Annotated in this window: 21 protein-coding genes; 8 read left to right on the forward strand and 13 right to left on the reverse strand. The window is 63.3% G+C overall.

Annotated features, from left to right (window positions below; all coding sequences use genetic code 11):
• Positions 1 to 99: 99 nt before the first annotated feature.
• Both D6Z24_RS20905 and D6Z24_RS21890 read right to left on the reverse strand, forming a co-directional pair.
• Positions 100 to 873: an IclR family transcriptional regulator gene (locus tag D6Z24_RS20905; RefSeq protein ID WP_129127889.1), complete on the reverse strand. Its 774-nt coding sequence runs from the start codon at positions 871 to 873 to the stop codon at positions 100 to 102.
• A 193-nt stretch (positions 874 to 1066) separates the two neighbouring features.
• Positions 1067 to 3070: a methyl-accepting chemotaxis protein gene (locus D6Z24_RS21890; RefSeq protein WP_246014711.1), complete on the reverse strand. Its 2004-nt coding sequence runs from the start codon at positions 3068 to 3070 to the stop codon at positions 1067 to 1069.
• A gap of 248 nt (positions 3071 to 3318) precedes the next feature.
• Between D6Z24_RS21890 and D6Z24_RS20915 the strand changes: the two genes are divergently transcribed.
• Positions 3319 to 3702, forward strand: a complete 384-nt coding sequence (locus tag D6Z24_RS20915; RefSeq protein ID WP_129127890.1) for a sulfite exporter TauE/SafE family protein — start codon at positions 3319 to 3321, stop codon at positions 3700 to 3702.
• A 1-nt stretch (position 3703) separates the two neighbouring features.
• Here the strand turns inward: D6Z24_RS20915 and D6Z24_RS20920 are convergent, their stop codons facing one another.
• Both D6Z24_RS20920 and D6Z24_RS20925 read right to left on the reverse strand, forming a co-directional pair.
• Complete coding sequence (locus D6Z24_RS20920) at positions 3704 to 4750, reverse strand: DMT family transporter (protein ID WP_281275045.1); 1047 nt, start codon at positions 4748 to 4750, stop codon at positions 3704 to 3706.
• A gap of 59 nt (positions 4751 to 4809) precedes the next feature.
• Positions 4810 to 5337, reverse strand: a complete 528-nt coding sequence (locus D6Z24_RS20925) for a DUF4337 domain-containing protein (RefSeq protein WP_129127891.1) — start codon at positions 5335 to 5337, stop codon at positions 4810 to 4812.
• Positions 5338 to 5540: 203 nt separating this feature from the next.
• Here D6Z24_RS20925 and D6Z24_RS20930 point away from each other — a divergent pair, with 203 nt between their 5' ends.
• Positions 5541 to 6020 carry a ferritin-like domain-containing protein gene (locus D6Z24_RS20930; RefSeq protein WP_129127892.1) on the forward strand — a complete coding sequence of 160 codons (480 nt, stop codon included), beginning with the start codon at positions 5541 to 5543 and terminating at the stop codon, positions 6018 to 6020.
• A 76-nt stretch (positions 6021 to 6096) separates the two neighbouring features.
• Here D6Z24_RS20930 and D6Z24_RS20935 read toward each other — a convergent pair whose 3' ends face one another.
• The 6 genes from D6Z24_RS20935 to D6Z24_RS20960 all read right to left on the reverse strand — a co-directional run bounded on the left by D6Z24_RS20935 (position 6097) and on the right by D6Z24_RS20960 (position 9165).
• On the reverse strand, positions 6097 to 6363 hold the full coding sequence (locus D6Z24_RS20935) for a hypothetical protein (protein WP_129127893.1): 267 nt from the start codon (positions 6361 to 6363) through the stop codon (positions 6097 to 6099).
• 21 nt (positions 6364 to 6384) lie between these two features.
• Entirely contained in the window at positions 6385 to 6573 is a 189-nt protein-coding gene (locus D6Z24_RS20940; protein ID WP_129127894.1) for a ferredoxin, read from the reverse strand.
• Between the two features lie 136 nt (positions 6574 to 6709).
• Positions 6710 to 7006 (reverse strand): DUF1540 domain-containing protein, encoded by a 297-nt coding sequence (locus D6Z24_RS20945; protein ID WP_129127895.1) that lies wholly within the window; start codon positions 7004 to 7006, stop codon positions 6710 to 6712.
• 81 nt (positions 7007 to 7087) lie between these two features.
• Positions 7088 to 7381, reverse strand: coding sequence for a mercury methylation ferredoxin HgcB (gene hgcB / locus D6Z24_RS20950; protein WP_129127896.1), 294 nt, complete (start codon positions 7379 to 7381; stop codon positions 7088 to 7090).
• On the reverse strand, positions 7378 to 8538 hold the full coding sequence (hgcA, locus tag D6Z24_RS20955; protein ID WP_281275046.1) for a mercury methylation corrinoid protein HgcA: 1161 nt from the start codon (positions 8536 to 8538) through the stop codon (positions 7378 to 7380). The genes hgcB and hgcA overlap by 4 nt, the downstream gene beginning before the upstream one ends.
• 141 nt (positions 8539 to 8679) lie before the next feature.
• Positions 8680 to 9165: a tetratricopeptide repeat protein gene (locus tag D6Z24_RS20960; RefSeq protein ID WP_129127898.1), complete on the reverse strand. Its 486-nt coding sequence runs from the start codon at positions 9163 to 9165 to the stop codon at positions 8680 to 8682.
• A 412-nt stretch (positions 9166 to 9577) separates the two neighbouring features.
• Between D6Z24_RS20960 and D6Z24_RS20965 the strand changes: the two genes are divergently transcribed.
• Positions 9578 to 10282, forward strand: coding sequence for a cytochrome c3 family protein (locus D6Z24_RS20965; protein WP_129127899.1), 705 nt, complete (start codon positions 9578 to 9580; stop codon positions 10280 to 10282).
• 85 nt (positions 10283 to 10367) lie between these two features.
• Positions 10368 to 11585, forward strand: coding sequence for an NHL repeat-containing protein (locus tag D6Z24_RS20970; RefSeq protein ID WP_129127900.1), 1218 nt, complete (start codon positions 10368 to 10370; stop codon positions 11583 to 11585).
• Positions 11586 to 11646: 61 nt separating this feature from the next.
• Here the strand turns inward: D6Z24_RS20970 and D6Z24_RS20975 are convergent, their stop codons facing one another.
• Both D6Z24_RS20975 and D6Z24_RS20980 read right to left on the reverse strand, forming a co-directional pair.
• Positions 11647 to 12321: a response regulator gene (locus tag D6Z24_RS20975; RefSeq protein ID WP_129127901.1), complete on the reverse strand. Its 675-nt coding sequence runs from the start codon at positions 12319 to 12321 to the stop codon at positions 11647 to 11649.
• 42 nt (positions 12322 to 12363) lie between these two features.
• Positions 12364 to 13752 (reverse strand): PAS domain-containing sensor histidine kinase, encoded by a 1389-nt coding sequence (locus D6Z24_RS20980; protein ID WP_129127902.1) that lies wholly within the window; start codon positions 13750 to 13752, stop codon positions 12364 to 12366.
• Positions 13753 to 14063: 311 nt separating this feature from the next.
• On the opposite strand from D6Z24_RS20980, the gene D6Z24_RS20985 reads away from it, so the two are divergent.
• Both D6Z24_RS20985 and D6Z24_RS20990 read left to right on the forward strand, forming a co-directional pair.
• The gene (locus D6Z24_RS20985; RefSeq protein ID WP_129127903.1) at positions 14064 to 15515 is read left to right on the forward strand and encodes a carboxypeptidase-like regulatory domain-containing protein; all 1452 of its coding nucleotides are present in this window, start codon (positions 14064 to 14066) and stop codon (positions 15513 to 15515) included.
• Positions 15516 to 15539: 24 nt separating this feature from the next.
• Entirely contained in the window at positions 15540 to 15776 is a 237-nt protein-coding gene (locus D6Z24_RS20990; protein ID WP_129127904.1) for a hypothetical protein, read from the forward strand.
• Between the two features lie 112 nt (positions 15777 to 15888).
• Here D6Z24_RS20990 and D6Z24_RS20995 read toward each other — a convergent pair whose 3' ends face one another.
• Entirely contained in the window at positions 15889 to 16320 is a 432-nt protein-coding gene (locus D6Z24_RS20995; RefSeq protein WP_129127905.1) for a hypothetical protein, read from the reverse strand.
• Between the two features lie 590 nt (positions 16321 to 16910).
• Here D6Z24_RS20995 and D6Z24_RS21000 point away from each other — a divergent pair.
• A complete protein-coding gene (locus tag D6Z24_RS21000; protein ID WP_198419578.1) occupies positions 16911 to 17339 on the forward strand; it encodes a cytochrome C in 429 nt (142 codons plus the stop codon).
• 18 nt (positions 17340 to 17357) lie between these two features.
• The coding region (locus D6Z24_RS21005; protein ID WP_129128467.1) for a PKD domain-containing protein at positions 17358 to 20916 on the forward strand (3559 nt) is incomplete at its 3' end.

The following is a 20916-nucleotide window of genomic DNA, read 5'->3' on the forward strand; positions in this document are numbered from 1 at the left end:
AGGGAGGGGAGAACTGGAAATGTTCGACTTCGGCAGCGCATATGTATTGAACCCATTTCATCCACAGTCGGCCGTCGCCCGTTTCGCGACCGGCGCCGTCTAATACCCGAACCTGGCCGAGATGTCGGCGGCGCCCTGTTTCAACAACGGCACCAGCTCCCGCTCCATCCGCTCGAGCGGGAAACGCTGCGAAGGCCCCAGGATGCTGAGCGCACCGATGACGCGCGAGGTGTAGTCGCGGATCGGCGCTCCGACACTCGTCACCCCCTCGTTCAATTCCTCCATCTCGACCGCGTACCCCTGCTGGGCGACCAACCGCAGTTGGTGTCTCCAGCGCTCCGGATCGACGATGGTGTGGGGTGTGTGCTTTTCGAATTTGTTGGTGGAGGCATACCTGACGATGGCCTCCTCGGCGAAGTGGGCCAGGAGGGATTTCCCCGGCGCGGTGCAGTAGGCGGGGAGCTGCACGCCGAGGGGGGGCATGACGCGCAGGTTGTGATCGCACTGCACGGCGTCCAGGTTGATCACGCTGTAGTCGGACATGATGGAGACGCAGGCGGTTTCGTTGCAGGCGGTGACAAGCCGCTCCATAACACCACGCGACCTTCCCAGCCCACGCTGCCTGAAGGCGTTTTGGGAGAGTTCGACCGTCTTGAAGCCGAGATGGTACCGTTCCGTCAAAGCGTCCTTGCCGAGGTAATTGTGCACTTCCAAGGTGGCCAGCAACCGGAATATGTTGTTTTTGGGCAGCCCGAGGCGGCGGCTCAGCTCGGTCAAGCTGATTTCGTGGTCGTCCCCGAGGAACTGTTCCAGAACGTCGAGCGCCCGGATGACGCTCCGGTTGAAGTCCGTTTTTTCCTTCCCCTTTTTCATGGCCCGCTTCCTCTGAACGCCCCCCGCGGCTGCCCGACAAAACCATATAATGGTATTTGCGCACTTCAATACCATATACAGTTTTCCGTGTCAAACAACTAAAGACATCCGGGGGGGTGTTCAGATTCAGCGGCTGGAAAGTGCTACCTCGATGGGGCTACGTTGCAACGGCGCGCCCTGATGTTCCGGCCCATCAGGCGAGCCGGAACCGGCCGACCAGGCGCTGCAACTCCTGCGCGGTGCCGTTTAGCTGGGCCGCGGCGACGGCGGACTCGCGTGCCGACGAAGCGGTACCCTGCACCACGTCGGTCACCTGCAGGAGGCTTTGCGAGATCTCGGAGGTGGTGGCGGTCTGCTCCTCGGCCGCCGTGGCGATCTGGTTTATCTGCATGGTGAAGGCCTCGATGCGCTCCCGGATTCCGGCAAGTGCCGCCCCCGAGCGGGAGGCCTCGTCGGTCCCCGCCTTCACCTCCTGCACCCCCTGATCCATCACCGCCACGGCGTCCTTGGTCTCCGCCTGGATCGCCTTGATCATCACGCCGATCTCCTGGGTGGCCCTGGTGGTCCGTTCGGCGAGTGCCCTCACTTCGTCGGCCACGACGGCGAAGCCGCGCCCCTGCTCTCCGGCGCGGGCCGCCTCTATGGCGGCGTTCAATGCCAGGAGGTTCGTCTGGTCGGCGATGTCCTCGATGGTGCCGATGATCTCCCCGATCTGGTCGCTGCGCGCGCCGAGGCTCGCCACGGTCGCCGTCGACTCCTGCACCTTGGCCGCGATCTGGTCCATCACCGCAACCGTTCTCCCCACCACCTCCATGCCGTTATGCGCCGACTGGGTCGCCCGCTGGGCCTCCTCGACCGCCATCTGGCAGTTCTGGGCGATGTCGTTGGAGGTCGCCGACATCTCCTCCCCGGCGGTCGCAACACCTGCGGTCTTGCCGACCACCTCGTCCGCGCCGGTCGCGATCTGCTCGGCCGAAACGCTCACCTGTGCCGCGGCGGCGCTCACCTCCCGGGCGGAGTCCGACACCCTGACCAGGATCTGCCTGAGCGAAAGCGCCATGGCATCCACCCCCCTGGTGAGGCGCTCCACTTCATCCACCGGCTCCGCCGCGTCCTCCGTCACAGAACCGACCGAGGCAAAGTCCCCGGCGGCATAGCTCGCGATCCCATCGAGCAGGCGCACCACCGGGCGGGTCACCCACCGGCGCACGAGCAGGGTGGATACGCCGACCAGCAGGAGGCAGACAACGGCGATGGAGCCTGCAACCGTGTTCCGCACCACGTGGGCCACGGCGTGGAGCTCTTCATCGGCTGCGCCGATGCAGACGATCCAGTTCCACTCGGGGAAGTACCGAAAGAACAGAACCCTTTCCTCCCCCGTCCCGGCCGCGGCGTAGCGGCTCACCCCCGACTTCCTGAGCACCATATCCCGGACCGACTTGCCGACCTCCGCGGGAAGCGCCGCGGCACTCGCCGGCTCGATGACCATCTTCCCCTGGTCCGGTCCGTCTTTCGCCTCCAGAGCGAAGGCGTAACCGGATTTCCCCACCACGGCCCCCTTGAACCGTTCCTTAAGCGCCTTCAGGCCGTCGGTGAAATCAAGCCCGACGAACAGGGTCCCGATCACCCGCCCCTGGCCGTTTTTAAGCGGCAGGTAGCGCGTCATGTAGTCCTTGTTGAAAAGGGTCGCCTTGCCGGTGAAGTCCTCGCCGTTTAAAAGGCGCCGGTAGGCGGGGTGGTTGCGGTCGAGCGCGGTACCTAGGGCGCGGCTGCCGTCCTCCTTCGTCAGCGAGGTGGCGACGCGGATGAAATCGTCGCCGCTTCTGACGAAGACGGTGGCGACACCCCTGGTCGCCTTGGTGAAGCGGTCCACGATCCCGGTGTTCCCGTTAAGGACCGTGGTGCCGGCAAGCATCACCGGAGTTTCCCGCTCTCCGGTCCTGACCGTACTTGAGTGGTCCACCTCGAAGCTTCCGGGGAAACCGGAACGGAAGAGGTCGCCGAGTTTCACGGCGCCGTCGCTGAGCGCGCCATGGTAGGAGGACATGGAGCTTACCAATAGCTCGGTCTGCAGCGCGAAGTGCCGCTCGGCGTCCCCGGTTACCCGCCTGCTCACTGCGGCGGTGAGGACCGCGGTCAGAACTGCCATGACGGCGATGATCACCACCCCCTGCCCCACTCCCAACTTGGTTGCCAACGAATACCTCGAAGCAAGCGACATATACCCTCCCTGGCTTTGTCGTGGTGCGCGGAGGCCGGCCGCTTCCGCGCGGTTTCAAGAGCATGGGTGGGATATCGGATGCGAATTTGTAAACTTTAATTTTATTTTTACAATCGATCGGGTGCGCGCAGCAGGCAGCCGGGGCAGGCGCGGAGGTGAAAAGGGGACCGCATCTGGTACTCTCAAAGGCGGTCGTGCCGAACTAATGAGGCAGGGAGGTGAACATGCCGCAGTGGGTGCTGTTTTGCATCATAGGGATATGCGGAGGGGTGGCTTCGGGGCTTTTCGGGGTGGGGGGAGGGATCGTCATCGTCCCCGCGCTGGTTTACTGGGCGGGCTTCTCCCAGCACCGGGCGACCGGCACGAGCCTCGCCGTCCTCCTTCCCCCCATCGGGCTCGCCGCGGCGCTCGAGTACTACCGGCACGGCAACGTGGACATAAAGGCGGCGCTCTTCATCGCGGCGACCATGCTGGTCGGGGCCTGGATGGGGGCCTATTTGGCCAACGAGATGAAGGGACCGCATTTGCGCCTCATGTTCGGGGTCTTCCTTACCGGCCTCGGCATCTACCTCGTCTACGGCGCCTCGAAGCGGCTTGGCTGGCTCTAGCTCAGTGCCCGTGCCGGTGGTGCGGGTCGGGTGCGTGGACGTGGGAGTGGGTCACGGGGTGATGGACGTGGAAGTGATGGTGCGGCTCCCCCTTCTCTCCCTCCTCGTGCTCGTGCAAGTGATGCTCGTCGTGCACGTGGGGATGGGCATGCGCCAGTTCCTCGTGGCTGTGGCGGTGGCAGTGAACCTCGAGGTAAAGCAGGAAGATCCCCGCAAGCATGAGTGCGGTGGCGACCCAATAGGCGGCGGGGGGGCGCTCACCCAGAAGCACGACAGCCAGAAGCGTCCCGAAGAAGGGGCCCACGGCGAAAAAGGTCGCGGTCCTCGCGGCACCGATCCTGCGCAGCGCCTCGACGAAGAGGACGAGGCTCAGCCCGTAGCTCACGGCGCCGATCGACATCGCCCCGATCACCTGTCCCGCCGTCACCGCCCCACCGGGGAATATGAGGGCGAGGAGCAAGGAGAAGGCACCGGCGCAAAGCCCCTTCACCGAGGCGAGCACAGTGGAGGAGATCTCGTCGACGTCGCGGGTGAGGTTGTTGTCGATCCCCCAGAAGACGCAGGCGACTACCACCAGGAGTCCCGGCAGGGAAAAGGTGAGCCCTCCCTGCGCCTTCAGGACCACGAGGCACGCCCCGGCCAGGATGAGCACCTTGCCGGACCAGACGTAGGGACCTATGTACTCCCTGAAAACAAGCCAGGCGATGAGGGTGGTGGCCACGGTCTCCAGGTTCAGAAGAAGCGACACCTCGGAGGCGGTGCCGTGCTTGATGCCGAAGGCAAGGCAGACCGGGGCGATGACGCCCCCGGCGACCACGGCACCCGCCAACTTCAGCCGGTGCCTAAGAGAGAGCCCGCGCAGTTCCCGAAGTGAGCTTTTCTTCTGCGCGAGGAGCACACCCTGCAGCCCGACTCCGGAGCCGAGGTAGAGAAGCCCGGCAAGAAGGGGCGGCGACATCCCGCCTATGACGAGCTTGCACAAAACCGGTGACACGCCGAACATAACGGCGGCAAGAACGGCGCAGATTTGTCCGGATGAAAACCGCACTTCTCCTCCTTCCGGGTCAAGGCAGCGGTGCCGCGCGCCTTAGGCCGGGCTTTCTCCCGTTACATGAAGAGGAGGAAGCCGTTCGCGAATTCGACGAGGCCGATGAGACCGACCGAGACGCCGGCGACCCAGACGTACTTCTTCTTCAACAAAGCGGCGATCGAGGAGAGCAGGATCGCGACCTGCAGGAAGATGACCGCCACCCCGAACGGACGCCCGTGGCGCTGGGCCGCGTCCCGCTCCTTCTCCAAAAGCTCCGCCTTCTGCTTTATCTCCGCCTTCTCCTTCTCGTACTTGGCGATGCGGTCGCCGGAGGCCTTGAGGGCCGCCACCGCCGCCGGATCGGACGTCTTCCCCCCCCGGTGCGCTTCGCGCTCCAAAAGGCCGCGGTCCATCTCGGCGAGCGACTGCTTGATGCTCTTGGCCTGGTAGAAGGCCCACTGGTCCGAGGCCTGGTTCTGCACCAGGATGGACCTCGTCGAATAGCCGCCCCCCTTGAAGGTGGCCAGGGTGGCGCAGACGGCCAGGACCACGGTGGTGAGGGCGAGGTAGTTGAGCCAAGGCTCTTTTTTTTCTTCCTGTGCCATGAAAGGGACCTCCCGATGATGCAATTGCTCTTTTGCGCGGCCGCGGCCGCGGCGGAGGACAAAGATACCTCAATCACGCCCGCTTTTCCACCGTGTTTACCTCATCTCACAGCAGAGCGTTGATCTATCATTAACGATGCGCGTTTTGGTATAATTGGTCATGGACAGACAGCAGCACTGTCACTGTGCAAAGGAGGCACACGATGAACGTTTTCGATTGCGCGATAAAGATAGAGGAAGAGACGAGGGAATACTACGAGGGACTGAAGGAGGAGGCCATGGAGCCCGAGATGAAGATGCTCTTCTCCATGCTGGCCGCCTCGGAAGAGGAACACAAAGGCAGACTTTTGAGGCTGAAACAACGGATGGAAGGGGGAGCGGTGACGGGGCTCAACCACGGAGCCTGCAGCTTCAGGCCGCTTCTGAGTCAGCGGGAACTCCTGGATGAGTGCGAGCGGGATCCGAACCTGTACCGTTTCGCGGTGGGAAACGAAGAGCGGGACATCCGCTTTTACGAGGAGCTGGCGGCCGCGGCCCCGGACCGGAGGACCCGCAGGAGCCTGAAGATGCTGGCGGCGGAAGAGCGCCGGCACCTGGAGAAGATCGAGAACATCTACTCCTTCGTGGAGACGCCCAGGACCTACCTTGAATGGGGTGAGTTCAGCAACCTGAGGGAGCTGTAGCGGGAAAAAGGTCCGGGACAAGGAAAAGCCCGCCGTAACGGCGGGCTTTTTCCATGCAGGGGGGGGGCGGCCTTGCTCATTCCGCCCGGGCCTTGTCATCGGCGCTGTCGGGATCGCATTCAGGGCGCAGGTAGCGCTCCAGCTCCTCGAAAGCGCCATCGGCGGTCAGCTTGAGCGCGCTCACCGTATCCATCTCGAAGGTGGTACCCTGCTCGAGGTACCGCTCGTGGAGGCGGTCCACCAGATCCTTTAGCTGCCGCATCGAGCAGTAGGTCTGCTTCAGGATCACGTAGTTGCTCTCGGCCAGCTCTTTCAGCCTCTCGTCCCGCAGCTCGTTCGTCATCGCCCCCTCCCCTCCCGGTGCCTAGCGCCAGCTGATGCAGTTGACCGGGCAGCTGTCTATTGCCTGCTGTACCTTGTCACGTTCCCCCGGGTCATTGGCGTAGACCTCGGAGACGCCGCTTTCGTTAAGCCGGAACACCTCCGGCGCGATGCCGACGCAAAGCCCGCATCCTATACATATCTCCTGGTCCACGTACGGCTCGCTCCCCATGGTCTCCCTCCTCGCGCCTGCCATGATCAAAACGGGTAAAAGATACACGATGGCGGGAAAAAGTCTAACGATCGCGGCGCGTGCGGCAATGGGTATGCGGAAGGGGGCCGGTTGACGGGGAAGCGCCGCGAGGTGGTTACTTCGGTTTGTAGGTAAAGCAGTCGGGATGCGATTCGTGCATGCCGACATCAACGGCGGAGGCGGTGCATTCGAGGGACTGGTTGTAACTGCAGTTCTCCACCTTGCAGGCCCCGATGCCCCCCTGGACATCGATGATGCCCCCCTTCTGGCTCCCTTGCATGAAGGTGTCGCACTCGGGGCAGGTGTCACCGGGACCGCCAACGGTGATGGCGAGCGTGTGGCAGGAATTGTGTTTGTTGTAGGCGCACTGCGTAACGTTGCAGGAAGTGATCTTGACCATCTGCTTTTCCATAGTCTGTCTCCTTTCGGCCCCCTTCGCGCATTGGGAGTTTTTAACAGACCGGGTTAGATAGTCAAGCCGGAGGGTGCGCCGCTAGTCGCAGCAACCGGATCCCTTAAGGCCCGGGAGCTTCTTCTCCCTCAGCCACTCGTTGATGAGGCCGCTCGCGCACCCGACCCCTGCGTCCACCTTGATGGCGGAGGTGGGGCAGTTGAGGGCGCAGGCGCCGCACTCCATGCAGGCGTCGCGGTCGGCAAGGGCCGCCTTTTTCTCCTCGATGCGGAACACCTGGTGCGGGCAGACCTCGACGCACCTGCCGCAGCCGACGCAAAGCGCAGCGTTCAGTTCGAGCGTCACCACCGATGCCAGGTACCTGAACCCTTTCATGACATCCCCCAGGTGAGGACCCGGCCGGCGATAAGGACCAGAAGCGCGACGCAAACCGCCCCCGCCATGACCGGAAGTCCCAGGCGCATCTCCTTTTTCACCCCGGATCTCGAGGTATAGGTGGTGCAGCCGGTGAAGTTCAGGGTGTAGAAAGAGGAGACCGCTGGGAGGGCGAGGAAAGCGGCCAGCGCCGTCGTCCCCCCCCACCCGTTCCCTCCGCAAAAGAGGTAGAGCAGAGCGCAGTAGGCGAGCCCGGCAAAGGCCCCCTTGACGGCAAAGCTGCGCGAGGGGAGCAGGGGAAGGAGCGCGGGGCCGACCGCCACCCCGGTGAAGACCGCCCCCAAGAAGGCAAGGGTCGCGGCGGTTGCGGCGGCAATCCCGAAGAGGAGCCAGCCTGCCAGGAAAACGAGGAGCGCCACCGGGGCGATCGGCTTTACCGCGAGGACCAGTTCCACCGGGATCAGTACCAGCCGGTCGTACCAGTTGAAGGAGAGCTCGCGCATGCGAGGCGTGGTGACCTGGCCGTTGTCCAGGTATTCGGGGAGATCGGCGGCGTAGGCGCAGGCGTAGGCCACCTCGAAACCGCTCTGTTTTTTCACCCGATGCGCAGAGACGCCGGCCGCCCCCATGATGGGGAGGATGAGGCGCCGGTGCCCGACCACTTCGCTAAGCATGACGGCCTCGATGCGCCGCACCAGTTCGCCGGTGCCGAAGGTCCCCTTGCCGGCCGCGCACCAGACGTTGATCCCGAAAGTCTCCAGCACGAGGAGCCAGACGCTGCGCCCGGAAAGCGCGCCCCGGACGATGTCGTAGGTCATCCGGTAGTTCGCGGTCACCACGACCGGCGCCTGTGCGTCGGGCTCGCCCACCGCGTAGAGGCCGGGGGGAACGAGGAAGTTCATCCTGTTGATGCCCCAACGGGCTTTGCAGGCGCCCAGATGGTCGGCCGGGGTGAGCCGGGAGGTCACCTGCGGGACACGCCCTCCTTCGGTCTCGAGCCAGCGCATGAACCCGGGCACCTTTTCCGTGATCTCTCCGCCACCGGCGGAGGTACGCGGCCCTCAGCAAGGGGGGGCGTCGGGATCCTGGGAAGGGGTGCAGACCTTCTCGCGCTTGGGAGCGGCCAACTCGATCTTCTTGAACTGTCGCGTCTTCATATGCACACCCCGGCGGCACGAACATGAGGCTGCGGGACCACCCTGGTTCATGCCGCTAAAAGCAATGGGGGAAACGGCACCGGCCGTCCCCCCCGTTTACTTAGCGGCATTTGCCGAGCCAGGCAAGTTAAATCTCTCCCACTAGCGCGCGTCGGCAAGCTCCTCGAGCTTCTTTTTCGCCGCGCGGTACCCCTGGGTCGAGGCGCGGCGCAGCCATTTCTCCGCCTCGTCGCGGTTTTTCTCGCCCCCCACACCGTAGAGGTACGCAACGCCCAGGTCGTACTGTGCCGCCGGGAGCCACTGCTCGGCCGCCTTCAAAAGGAGCTCGCGCCCCTTGACCGGGTCTTCCGCAAGCCCCTCCCCCCGCAGGTACAGCATGGCGAGGTTGTATTGCCCGAGGACGAACCCCTGATCGGCAGATTTCCGATACCAGCGTGCCGCCTCCTGCACATCCCGGGGGGTCCCCACCCCGGTCGCGTAGAGCACGCCGAGACGGGACTGGGCCTCGGCACTCCCCGCCTCGGCCTGCTTTTTCAGCTGTACCACGTCGACGCCGTCATATCCGCACGCGGGCGCCGCGGCAAAGGCCGCCAGAAGCGCTGCCGCCGCCAGAGTTACAAATTTCATGTCACCTCCCGAGCATTCTTAATAGTGTCTCCCCTGACAGCAAGGACCTTGCCACCTTGGGGAAAATACCCCATGAACCCAGCCGCAGTCAGACAAACGGGTTCGAGGGAAGCGCGGTGCGTTGATCCGTGTGAGACATTTCACCCATAACGCCGGGGGTGATGGGGGCAAATCCCCCCCAACCGCCCCGGCTTTCCCGTGGATCCCCGTCGAGCAAAGGTAAAACCCCAGTGGTTACCCGCTCTTGCAAAAACGGCATGATGCGGGCACCAACATTGCATTCGATTCGGCAACCGGCGCGTCTCCTGGGGGGGAGGCACGTCGGCAGGTGCAGCGGAAGAGAGCCGCAGCATTGCGTAGGCAAGCTGAAAACTTTTCTACATTCAATGAAAAAGACGGAGGAAAACTCTCTATGAAGAAGATCACCATCCTGACCGCCATTGCCGGTCTCACCCTCGGTGCCTCTCTCGCCTACGGCTACACTGCCGACGGCGGCGGGGTCGTCGGCTCCAAGCACGACATGAACATGCTCTCTGGCGCCGCACCGGATTCCCAGGGCCGCGTCTGCGCCTTCTGCCACACCCCGCACCACAAGGTCGAGGCTACCGAGCTCGACTACAACCCGCTCTGGTCCCACAAAGTGAACGTTGACACGAGCTTCGCTCCGTACGAGTCCGTGACCTTCAACAGCACCATCGCCGGCGACCCGCTCGCAGGCCCGAGCCGCCTCTGCATGAGCTGCCATGACGGCGTCATCGCAGTCGACCAGCACTACGGCAACACCGGTACCGCTCTCGGCGGCAAGATCACCGCTGACGGCTTCGGCGACATCGCCATCGGCAAGTTCTCCGACCTCTCCAACGACCACCCGATCGGGTTCGACCTGACCGGCATCCACACCACCGACCCCGGCATCAGGGACACCCTGAAGGCCCCGAACAACAGCACCCTCAACACCCAGCCGATCACCACCCTCGGCTTCAACAACGGCAAAGGGCAGATGCTCATGACCTGCGCTTCCTGCCACGACGTCCACAACAAGGACAACAAGGACACCGCGTTCCTCTACGAGAAGCAGCTTAACTCGCAGTTCTGCGTGATGTGCCACGACAAGTAACAAGCAGTCGACCGTCCCGGGGGTGACCCCGGGACGGTAAAAAAGAGAAACAGGCAACCGCAACACAGAAACAGGAGTACAAGACATGCATGTTCGTCTTTTTCGTTCCGCAGTAGCGCTCCTCGCTGCCTCCGTTCTCACCCTAACCGCCGGTTGCGCCACCGGCCCGAGCCAGCAAAGCCACGGCCCGGTGTTCTTCCCTCCCTCCCCGAACCTCCCAAGGCTCCAGTACCTGACCAGTTTCAGCAACTCCGCAGACGTAGCGGGAAGCTCCGGCGACTCGGTGTCCATCGTCTCCTTCGGCAAACAGGAAGAGCAGAAGGTGAGCAGGATCATAAAACCCAGCGGCATCACCACCCAAAACGGCAAGCTCTACGTGACCGACATCGCCGGGCAGCTCTTCGTCGTGGACCTCCCCAACAAGAAGATGGAGCAGCTAAAGGGGAACGACGGGATGGGCAAGCTGAAGAAACCGGTGGGGGTTGCCGTAGACAGCACGGGCTTTGTGTTCGTTTCCGACATCGAACGCAAGGAGGTGCTCATCTATGACAACAACGGCGAGTACCTGAAAGCGATAGGGGGAGATCTGGGCTTCACGCCGACCGACATCGCGGTCGACGACGAGAACCTGTACGTGCTCGACACGAGGAAATCCGTGATCCGCGTACTGAACCCGATGACGGGATCGCAGATCCGCGAGATCGGAAAGACGGACGACCCGAACCAGTCCCTGAGCCTCCCCACCCGTATGAGCCTGGACGATAAAGGGGTCTTCTGGGTCACCAACGCCGGCAGGGGCACGGTGACCTCCTACGACCGCGACGGCCACTTCCTCGGCACCTTCGGCAAGTTCGGCGACGGCATGGGGCAGTTCGCCCGCCCGAAGGGTATCACCACGGACGAGAACGGATACGTCTACGTGGTCGACTCCGGGCACCAGAACGTGCAGATCTTCACCGACAAGGGGCGCCTGCTTGGCTACTTCGGATCCGCGAAGCTCCCGGTCGGGGGGATGAACCTGCCGAGCGACATCTCCATCAGCAAAAAGAACCTGGATTACTTCCAGAAGCTCGCGGAGAAGAACTTCGAGCTCACCGAGGTGATCTTCGTGGCGAACCAGTTCGGCGAGAACAAGATCGGGGTGTACGGCCTTGGCAAGCTGAAGGGGGTGGACTACGATGCCGCCTACCGCAAGGCGGCGGAAGAAAGGGAGCACAAGGCCCAGGAGATCCTCAAGGAACGCAAGAAACAGCAGGAAATGCAGGAACAGCAGAACAAAAAAGACGCGACCGCAAGGCTTTAACGACCGCTTCGGCCCCGCCGGCAGCAGTCACATCTGCCGGCGGGGCCCTCCAAACTCCCACCTATTTCCACTGTTCCAGATCAATAACACCAAGACGCGCCGCATACCGCACGAGTTCCATCCGGCTGTGCACATCGAGCTTCTTCATGAGGTTTGTGAGGTGGTTCTCCACCGTCTTCACGCTGAGCCCCAAATCCGACGCGATCTGTCGTATCACCCCACCTTCGGCGACCAGGCGCATCACCTGCTGCTCCCTGGGGGACAAAAGCGCGTACCGTTCGTCGCACACCGTGGCTTCCCCCTGACCGGAATTCCCCAGGTTCGCCACGATGTCCTGCGAGACCTGCCCGTCCAGGAAGTACTCGCCGCGGCTTAGGGCGTCCATGGCGGCCACCAGTCGCGTACTGGTCGCCTCCTTCATCACGTAGCCGCGCGCTCCGGCCCTCAGGGCCTCGGCGACGTATTCGAACTTGGGATGCATGCTCAGCATGAGTATCTTCACCGACGGGACCTCGCGCATGATCTGGCGCACCGCCTCGATGCCGCTTATATCGGGAAGCGAGATATCCATGGTCATGAGTTCGGGCTTCAGCTCCCTGGCAAGCGCCAGCGCCTCGGCGCCGCTTCCCGCTTCACCGATGCAGTTGTACTCGGAGGTTCGCTCCACAAGCCCCTTCACCCCTTCCCGAAACAGTGGGTGATCGTCAACGATGATGACCCTGCTTTTTCCTTCCATGCAAAAAACCTCCTCGAATTGAAGCCGGCGCCGCAAGGGGCGCTAGGCGATGGGAATCTCCACGGCGATGCGCGTCCCCTTCCCGGGGCGCGAGGTGAGCTCGAAGGAGCCGTTTAAAAGCTCGACCCGCTCGGCCATGCCGACAAGCCCGAGCCCACCCTTCCCGGCAGGAACGGCGCGGGCGGGGTCGAACCCCCTGCCGTTGTCGGTGATGCGCATCCTGAGCACCGGGTGGGAAACGACGAGGCTTACGGTCACCTCGCTTGCCCGCGCGTGCTTCACCACGTTATGCAGCGCCTCCTGGAAGACCCGGTATAGGGTTATTTCACCCTCATGGGGGAGGCGCACCCCGTCGAGGCCGTGGGCGGAAACGCGGACGTTCACCCCGTGATGGGTCGAGAAACTGTCGCAGTCGTGGCGGATGGCGTCGACAAGCCCCAGCTTCTCCAGCGGCGAGGGACGCAGGCCGGCGCAGATGGTGCGGATCGACTGCACGCTGTCCCTGAGCACCTCGGAGAGATGACGCATCCGGGCGGGAGCATCACCCGGGGAAGAGGCGAGGTCCTCGGCGAGAACGTCGACGATGATCTTCGCGGCGTTCAGGCGCTGACCTAGGTCGTCGTGCAGCTCCCTGGAGAGATGCTTTCTCTCGTCTTCCTGCACGCTCAAAAGTTTCCGGGTGAGGGCGCGCACCTTGTTCTCGGCCTCGCGTCGCACGGTGATGTCGCGGGCAACGGCCAGTTTCGTGCGCTGCTCGATGCCGGGCATCCGGACGGGAAGTTCGATGACCGAGTACCAAAGCTTGGTCACCTCGTTGTAGAACTCCTTGTGCAGGGGGCGCTCGGAGTCGAAGAACCCGTCGTCGACGCAGCAGTCCTCGCAGCGGGTCTGCTGGCCGCGGCAGACCTGGTAGCAGAAGTCCTGTTCGAGGTCCCCCAAAAGCCCCTCGCGCATCTTGCGGTTTGCATAGACGATGCGGTAGTCGTCGGTGACGACGTAAACGCGGTCCTCCATGGCGTCCAAAAGAAGCCTAAGGGTCTCCTGGGTCGCATGCATCGCCTCGCCGATCAGCTTGCAGTCGGTGCGGTCCAGAAAGGTCCCGAAGATGGCGGGTTTGCCTTCCACCTCGATGAGACGCGCTTCCACCTCGATCCAGAAGACGCTGCCGTCAAGCCTGGCCGACGGCTGCCCCCAGGAGACCGTCGAGCGCTCTCCCTTCAAGAGCTGCTCGTGCACGTGGCGGAACAGGTCGACGCTCTGCCGGTCGGGGTAGACATCGGCGTACATGTCGCGCCCGATCAGCCCCTCGACGCTCGCGTAGCCGAAAATGGCCCCGAAGCGGTCGTTCAAAAAAATCGCCTTCCCCTCCTGGATCACGTAGATCCCGTCGGTCAGGTTAAGCACGATGCTGGTAAAAAGGTTGGTACTCATGATCACCTCGCCGTAAATGAAGTGCAGCGGAGCAAAACCTGCGCCAGAGCGCCGGACGTGCCTGCAGACGGGGGTGAGCCCCGCTCCCGGGGCACAATCGAGCGATTTGCCCCACCTCCGACCTCGGCGCCCGAGAAAAACTGGGGCATATCCCCCATCTCCCCGTGAGGCGAAACACGCAAACCCGCGCGGGGGAGGCACTCACGGCGCACGGGGCAAGTGGCACCCTATTTGCTGGAAAAAGGCAGCCGCCGTGGCGCCGCAGCAGGACGCACGGGCCATTTTTCGCACCGCAAAGCAGGAGAACCTACATGAAGCTGGCAGACCTGTACAAACGGGGACTCATCGTCGCGCTCGCCTGCGCCGCCCTCCTCATTTCCAACCTTTCCGCGTTCGCCACCGCGCTACCCGGGGACTGCGACGGCAACGGAAGCGTCACCATGATCGAGGTGCAGGGGGCGATCAACATGTTCCTCGGCACGAAGACGGTGGCATCCTGCGTGGACACCGACCAAAGCGGCGCGGTCACGATAACAGAGCTGCGCAACGTGGTCAACGCCTACCTCGGGCTCCCGGTGATGATCCCGGCGCTTGCCGTGACCGGCACTGTGAAGGACCCGATCTCCGGGCTCGCCGTCACCGGGGCGACCGTGACCGCGTACGCCGACGGCGCAAGCACCCCCGCGGCAACCGCCACGGTGCAAAGCACCGGCAGCTACAGTTTCTCAGGACTCTCGGCGGCCGGCACCTACCAGCTCGTGTTCAGCAAAACCGGCTACGCCGACGTGAACTACTACGGCGTCAAGCCGAGCCAGAGTGCCGCCACCGCACTGGAAACCGTACTCATGCTCACGACCGACAAGGCTTCGCTCACCACGTCGATCAACGGCTATGTCCTGAACGCCTCCAACAACACCGGTGCGGCCCTGACCCTCAGGTTCCGCCCGGGGCTGGGCGCCACCACAGGCAACTACCTGGCCAAGACGGCCGACGGCTACGGGTATTACTACAAGGACTACTTCCCCGCCGGGTGCTACACGGCGGAGGTGTTGAAGCTCGTTGACGGGGCGGAAACGAGCTACGGCTACTTCACCGTCTACTCCGTCCCCGGGGTATCAACCTACAACAACAGCCAGAACTTCACCGCGGACACCGGGACGACGCCGTCCACCACCTACCGCGCCGTCCTCAGCTGGGGGAGCGCCGAGCGCGACCTCGACCTCCACGTCACCGGTCCCCTGAACCCGGACGACACCTCCACCACCATTGGGTCCAGCAACACCCCGAGGTTCCATGTCGGCACCAGCACCTCCGACCCCCAGGTGAGCTACCCGTACGGCAGCGCCATCACAGGCACGACCCTCAGGAACATCCCCGGGGCTACCACCGAGGCATACCTCGACCAGGATCAAGCGAACCACGGCGTCGACAACGGCAGCGAAACCTTCACCATCCTGACCCAACAGGCAGGCGTCTACCGTTTCTACGTCTACAACAACTCGGCCGCCGGTTACCTCGCCGAGTCGGGCGCACAGCTCAAGCTTTACCGCGGCACCACCCTGGTGAAGAGTTACACCGTCCCCAACAAGGCCGGCAACACCTGGACCGTCTTCGAACTCGACGGCGACACGGTGACCGACAAGAACCTCATGTCCACGGTGGACCCGACCCAGACGTACAACCTCGCCAAGCCGGTGGCGGGCTATCCCGTGGACGAGCTCTCCACCTTCAAGCAGGTGCAGAAAAACCTGCCCACGCGGTAGCAAAGGGGTAAGGAGCAGCTGAAAATGGAAAGACTCAGCAAGAAGTGCACGGCGATCCTCGTAGGCGCCCTCACCTGCCTCGCAGCGGGTATCGGACTGGCCCCCCGGGTCGAGATGACCCCGAGGGGGCTGGAGCGGCCCGCGAGCCTTGCCACCGAGGTGACCGGGCAAGGCTCAGATGCGGCAAACGTGATGGTGCAAAGCTGCGCGGGCGGCGTCTCGATGAGCTGCCACCCGCAACGCTCCCGCCCCCAGCTTTAGACGCGCCATCGCAAGAACGAAAAAGGCTCCCCTTCGCAAGAAGAGGAGCCTTTTTCGTTGCCGTCGCGCGCCGCACCGATCAGGCGTACCCGAGGGCGATGCATGCCGAGCGCTACTGGGGAGGCGCTACATGGGTGTAAGAGGTCAGGTAGTCGACCACGACGCCGTTGTCGTCGATGAAGATCATCGTGCTGAGAACCTTGCTCTTCATGGAACCGTCGGCGTTGAAGGGGGAGGCGTTGTAGGTCCAGAACTCCTTCGTGCGCGCGATGGGCGGCAGGGGCACCTTTATGGTGGCGAGCATATCCTTGGAAAGCTGGCGCTTGTTCTGCTCCACCGCCACCGGGCTCCCGTAGGCCGCGAGCACCTCGGCCTTGGTGGTCTTGTCCTTCACGATAAGCTCGGCAAGGGACGCCTCGCTCAGCTCGACCTTCTTGGGTGCCGGAGCGGTTGCCGCTGCCGGTGCCACTTCACTTTTCACAGCCTGGTGCGCGCAACCGCCCAACAACGCGCCAACAACCAACAAACCAACCCTCTTCATCATCCGACCTCCTGGTATAGATAAGATACTGCACGCTAAGCCGTGCAACGTCTCTGCCAACATCAGTCGCATCTGAGCCGCGCAAGGTGCGCCCCGGCACATCGACGCAGCTTCGCGTCCTTGCGGGGCATCCGCCTCCCTCCCCCCGCCGGCACCTCGGGCGGCGCCATCCGATCGTGGGCGATTTCACCCCAATGGTCCCCCATGCGGGGGATATCACCGCACCTTTTCAAGACTCGGCGTCCCTTCGCGGGACCGGACGTCAAGGGGACCTCCTCCCGTCGGGGCATCGCGGTGTTTTAAAGCGAGTGCAATATATCAATTATTATATAAGTTTCCAAGCCTCATCTCCTTCCGGGTTGTTTTTTTTCGCCCCTGACGCGCGGCGACCGGCATCGCAGGTACGACAATTGCTATTATCCAGTCAAGCTCTCTTCACACCGTACCGGTGATGCCTTAAAACCTGGTCCGGCGCAGTCGTCACGTGCCCCCATTCACGCGGCGGCCTGAAGGTCCGAAGTAGCAGCAACAAAGAAGGCAGCACAATGCAATTCATTTCAAATCCAATCAAGAGACTGAGAGGGAAACAACCTATGAAAAAAAGGGGATTGAAAATCTCGCTTTTGGCGGGGGCCTCGGCGGTAGCCGGCCTCACCGTAGGCGGGACGATTGCCCAAGCGGCGCATCCGGCAATCCAGCTTTACACCTATCAGGAGGTAGCGCAGCAGTACGGCGTACCCGCCATGCCGGTTATGGTCGACCAGACCTCGAAGCAGGGCATGCCGTACAGCCCGAAACAGACCTGCATGGGCGGCGGCTCCATGAGCTGCCACACCGCTGGTAACACCGTCGGGCTCAAGAGCTACGAAGACATGTCGAAAGGGGCCTTCCACGCCACCCTCGGCGTCGCTGAGTGGATGGACAACTCCGACAGCGGCCTCTTCATGGAAAACGGCAAGCAGACGGGCCTCAACCCGCAGAAACCCTGGCTGCAGTCCCACGGCCACAACGGCAAGTGGTGAACCCCCTCGCTCCGCCAGGTGGCGGACTTACAGAAAAAAGCAGACGGCAAAGGCATCACCTATCCGGGCACCCCGAACACCGGCGACCCGGTTCTCGACTCCAAGACCCCCGGCACCAAGCTCTACATCTTCCTGAACGGCGGCACCGTTAACGGCCAGGCGTATCCGAAAGTCGACCTCTCCCTTTGGGACCAGGCGACCATGTGCGCGACCTGCCATCCGGGCGGCGTAACCTACGAGGAAGACAGAAACGGCAACCGCCTCCCCTTCAAGACCCTGACCGACATGGCCATGGGCAACGTGAACCCCTTCACCACCACGGTTTGGGAACAGTTCAGCGCGCAGGGGATCGAAAGCTCCTTCGCAACCATCGCCCCCTGGGTCTACCCGCAGTACAAGGGTAACAACCCGGCCAACGGCCCGGTGCTCCTTCCGAGCCTCGCCAACGCATGGGTGAAGACCGACCCCATGGGTAACCCCGTCGCACTCGGCGTCAAGGCGATGGACATGCTCGAGCCGAACACCAAGGCGATGATGCCGGTGTTCTCCGGCCAGCTCATGATGCCGAACGTGAAGGAGATGGACTGCCTGTTCTGCCACCTCTCCGGCTACGACAACGTCATGTCCTCCGTCATGACCCAGGCCGGCAGCCTGAACGCCGCCCCGGGCGCCGGCGCCATGCTCTTCGACATGAACCCGGCCAGCCCGACCTACATGGGTTACAACTCGCAGAACGGCAACGTGACCTTCACGGATCCGGATGCGAACAACATGCAGATGGTGTCGTTCTCCCCGACCTTCATCGGCCGCATCAAGGCCGCCCCGGAGTCCAACAACTGCATGCAGTGCCACGCCACCAAGACCCTGAAGGATCTCCCCGAGATGTTCGGCGTCACCGGCGGCAGCAGCGGCTTCCTCTCCTCCGCGCCGATGATCTACGACCCGGCCAACGCCGTCGGCCCCAACGGCAAGAGGATGACCTCCTACGACATCAACGCCATGTGGCTGACCAGCGGGTCCTCCCCGGTCATCAACTTCGGCAACTACACCCAGTACATGATGCCGGGCATGCCGTACCTGCAGGCTCAGCAGACCTTCAAGAGCGCAGCCAGCGAGACCGGCTTCCTGGGCGGCGGCAACCCGGCCATGTCCGGCCCGCTCTACTACTACAACGGCGACGGCTCCATGCCCGACCAGAACGCCCTCAAGCGCTCCACCATGCCGTTCCCGCGTGCTGAGTGGTTCAAGCGCGGCGACGCATGGCAGGCAGGCCAGGATGTCCACGGTTCCTTCGGTTGCGCCGGCTGCCACTTCACCGGCAACAGCACCAACAAGAACCAGTGCGACCCGGGCCGCGGCTTCGACATGTCCAGCACCACCGCAGACGGCGTTCCGCCGCTTTGGAAGCGTCAGGTCGTCAAGGACTTCGACGCGGACGGCAAGCCGATCGTGGCCGCAAACGCCACCGAGGCGGGCGCAGCGGTTCAGAAGCACGACACCCGCAACACCGTCAAGCGCTGCGAGTTCTGCCACATCACCGGCAAGGACTACTACGGCAACGCCATCCAGACCTTCGGCGCACCGAACCCGGATGCGGCTCACACCCAGTACGGTCTGAAGAACAACATCGTCCAGATCGCCGACAAGGTCGACATCTCCAGCACCGGTTACGGCGGGCAGGGGATCTCCGAGCACACCAACTTCACCACTGATAACACCAAGCTCGGCCGCGGCAACCACCTCGACGCGATGGACTGCACCGTCTGCCACGTCAAGAAGGTCAGCATGGCGGTTCGCGCCCTCGACGCCACCTCCGGCATGCGCTTCCCGGCCATCGTCGGCACCGACTCCTCCAAGGGGATGATCGGCCTGTTCGAGGATCCGGCTCCGGCATCCTTCAACGCGGGCGCAGTCGATCAGTACAACCAGATGTACGCGGCCATCAACCAGGCCATGGGCCTCACCGCCGGCATGCCGGGCTACAACGCACCCATCCCGGCCGGCACCCACGTTGTGGGCGGCCAGCTCAAAGAGTGGAAACCGCTGCACCTCTGGCAGAGGCTCGGCAACATGGAAGCTCCGCTCACCTTCGGCAACGGCACCAAGAGCGGCATGCAGTACCGTCGCAAGATCTACCTCAGCAACGCGATCTCCGCGGTCATCTGGAACAACACCGACCCGAACGTCGACGCAAACGGCGACACCGTCCCGGGCGGCCTGCTGATCGGCGACAACGACGAACTCGGCCGTACCGTCAAGCCTTCGCTGGCCGGCTACACCGACGTATTCGACGAGAAAGCTCCGCACAAGAACAACACCCAGGGCTACGGCGAGCCGATCTACGACCCGTGGATCCAGCGCGACCTGAAGGCCGGCATGAACTTCGGTCCTTCCGCCCTCTCCGTCATCTCCATCGGCTTCAACGACCCGATGAGCACCGCTTCCGGCTCCGCATTCATGCCGGACGGCACCTTCTCTCCGGCCAACTACTGGAAGTACGTCAGTGTTTGGAGCGGCGCGGTCACCTTCACCGAGCCGAACCAGATCCGCGACTACAAGAACTACCGCAACGCCCTCGAGAGCCAGAAACCCGCAGCTCTGCAGAAGAGCTGGAACGGCACCGAACTCGCCTACATCGGCGCTCCGTTCATGGTCACCCACGGCGTCAAGTCCGTACGTGAGCACGTAGTCGGCAAGAGCTGCGCCGACTGCCACGCCCCCGAGAAAGGGTTCTTCACCGGCGGCTTCGACATGGTCGGCACCGCAATCCCGGCTGACCGCACCTTCAACCCGACCTCCCAGGTCAGCATCGACCAGTCCACCGGCACGGTCACCCGCATGCCTGGCATCCCGGGCCTCGACTCCGCCAGCAACCTGATGAGCCGTCCGCTGGAGCCGGTCCGCGTGAAAGCCTACAACGGCGATCTGCGCACCGCATTCGAAGGCTTCAACAAGCTGGGCCAGGCACGCACCGTGAAGTTCCAGAAGAGCGATGCGACCTACACCTGGACCACCGATCTCGAGCGTGCCGACGTCCTCTATCCTGATGAGGACGGCGCCATCTACTACAAGATCGCTGACACCAACGACGACGGCAGCGTCAAGGCCGGCGCAGTACCCATGACCGGTCGCGAGTATGCCGCGTACATGGAAACCATCGCGGCGAACTTCGACGCCGCAGCTGCAGGCGTCGGCGTGCAGCCGGTCGCAACCATCGCGGCAGTCAACGGCGAGACCGGCACCACCGCGGCTCCGCTCGTCAAAGGTTCCTCCTACAACTTCGCTCCGGCCACCGCCCCGGCTGCCGGTGCCAAGTTCCAGTGGGCCACCAACGCTGGCGACGGCGCAACCATCGCTGCAGCAACCGCAGCAACAACCGGCATCACCTTCACCAAGGCCGGCACCTACAGGGTCGCCCTCACCGTGACCAACGTCGACGGCGCTGCCGCAACCAGCTACAAGCTCGTCAACGTCACCAACCCGGTCTACATCAGCGTCACCGCTCCGGCCACCACCTCTACCACCACCACCGTGCCGGCAACCGCCACCAAGCCGGCCTACACCTACACCACCGTCA

It is taken from the genome of Geomonas oryzae (assembly GCF_004117875.1).
Classification (GTDB): Bacteria; Desulfobacterota; Desulfuromonadia; order Geobacterales; family Geobacteraceae; genus Geomonas; species Geomonas oryzae.

Coding starts and splice junctions, on each gene's coding strand:
- D6Z24_RS20905 (WP_129127889.1), bottom strand. CDS start 873: ATGAAAAAGGGGAAGGAAAAAACGGACTTCAACCGGAGCGTCATCCGG.
- D6Z24_RS20915 (WP_129127890.1), top strand. CDS start 3,319: ATGCCGCAGTGGGTGCTGTTTTGCATCATAGGGATATGCGGAGGGGTG.
- D6Z24_RS20925 (WP_129127891.1), bottom strand. CDS start 5,337: ATGGCACAGGAAGAAAAAAAAGAGCCTTGGCTCAACTACCTCGCCCTC.
- D6Z24_RS20930 (WP_129127892.1), top strand. CDS start 5,541: ATGAACGTTTTCGATTGCGCGATAAAGATAGAGGAAGAGACGAGGGAA.
- D6Z24_RS20935 (WP_129127893.1), bottom strand. CDS start 6,363: ATGACGAACGAGCTGCGGGACGAGAGGCTGAAAGAGCTGGCCGAGAGC.
- D6Z24_RS20940 (WP_129127894.1), bottom strand. CDS start 6,573: ATGGGGAGCGAGCCGTACGTGGACCAGGAGATATGTATAGGATGCGGG.
- D6Z24_RS20945 (WP_129127895.1), bottom strand. CDS start 7,006: ATGGAAAAGCAGATGGTCAAGATCACTTCCTGCAACGTTACGCAGTGC.
- hgcB (WP_129127896.1), bottom strand. CDS start 7,381: ATGAAAGGGTTCAGGTACCTGGCATCGGTGGTGACGCTCGAACTGAAC.
- D6Z24_RS20960 (WP_129127898.1), bottom strand. CDS start 9,165: ATGAAATTTGTAACTCTGGCGGCGGCAGCGCTTCTGGCGGCCTTTGCC.
- D6Z24_RS20965 (WP_129127899.1), top strand. CDS start 9,578: ATGAAGAAGATCACCATCCTGACCGCCATTGCCGGTCTCACCCTCGGT.
- D6Z24_RS20970 (WP_129127900.1), top strand. CDS start 10,368: ATGCATGTTCGTCTTTTTCGTTCCGCAGTAGCGCTCCTCGCTGCCTCC.
- D6Z24_RS20975 (WP_129127901.1), bottom strand. CDS start 12,321: ATGGAAGGAAAAAGCAGGGTCATCATCGTTGACGATCACCCACTGTTT.
- D6Z24_RS20980 (WP_129127902.1), bottom strand. CDS start 13,752: ATGAGTACCAACCTTTTTACCAGCATCGTGCTTAACCTGACCGACGGG.
- D6Z24_RS20985 (WP_129127903.1), top strand. CDS start 14,064: ATGAAGCTGGCAGACCTGTACAAACGGGGACTCATCGTCGCGCTCGCC.
- D6Z24_RS20990 (WP_129127904.1), top strand. CDS start 15,540: ATGGAAAGACTCAGCAAGAAGTGCACGGCGATCCTCGTAGGCGCCCTC.
- D6Z24_RS20995 (WP_129127905.1), bottom strand. CDS start 16,320: ATGATGAAGAGGGTTGGTTTGTTGGTTGTTGGCGCGTTGTTGGGCGGT.
- D6Z24_RS21000 (WP_198419578.1), top strand. CDS start 16,911: ATGAAAAAAAGGGGATTGAAAATCTCGCTTTTGGCGGGGGCCTCGGCG.